This is a genomic window from Shewanella glacialipiscicola (genome assembly GCF_023283485.1).
GTDB classification, from domain to species: Bacteria; Pseudomonadota; Gammaproteobacteria; order Enterobacterales; family Shewanellaceae; genus Shewanella; species Shewanella glacialipiscicola.
Window position 1 is genome coordinate 1 of sequence record NZ_JAKILU010000066.1, and the last position, 624, is coordinate 624.

The following is a 624-nucleotide window of genomic DNA, read 5'->3' on the forward strand; positions in this document are numbered from 1 at the left end:
GATTAGTCAGTTGCCAACAACCGAAACATCACTACAAGAAGGCTGGGCAGGAGCACGTCGCTATCCCCAATATACTCGAACGACAATTTGCTGTGGTTGAACCAAACACCGTTTGGTGTGGCGATGTCACTTATATTTGGGCGGGTAATCGCTGGTGCTATTTAGCGGTAGTACTGGACTTATTTTCCAGAAAAGCGGTGGGTTGGGCGATGTCATTTTCAGCAGATACTGAGTTAACAGCAAAAGCACTGGAAATGGCATTTGAATCACGGGGTAAGCCTAAAAACCTGATATTTCACTCAGACCAAGGCAGTCATTACACTAGCCTTAAATACCGTCAACGGCTGTGGAAATATCAAATAACTCAGAGCATGAGCCGTCGAGGTAACTGCTGGGATAATGCGCCAATGGAGCGATTTTTCAGGAGTTTAAAAACGGAATGGGTACCAACGCAAGGCTATAAGGGTTTTGTTGAAGCTAAACAAGATGTGACTGATTATATTATTGGTTATTACAGCCAAGTCAGGCCACATCATTACAATGCAGGATTAAGCCCAAATGAATCAGAGCGAAGATTTTGGGAAGATTCTAAAGCCGTGGCCAAATTTAGTTGACCACTTCATA

The 624-nt window shown here is 43.8% G+C and carries 1 protein-coding gene; it reads left to right on the forward strand.

Translation table 11 applies throughout. The features are described from left to right. The coding region (locus tag L2717_RS18100; protein ID WP_248938141.1) for an IS3 family transposase at positions 1-614 on the forward strand (614 nt) is incomplete at its 5' end. Positions 615-624: the final 10 nt, after the last annotated feature.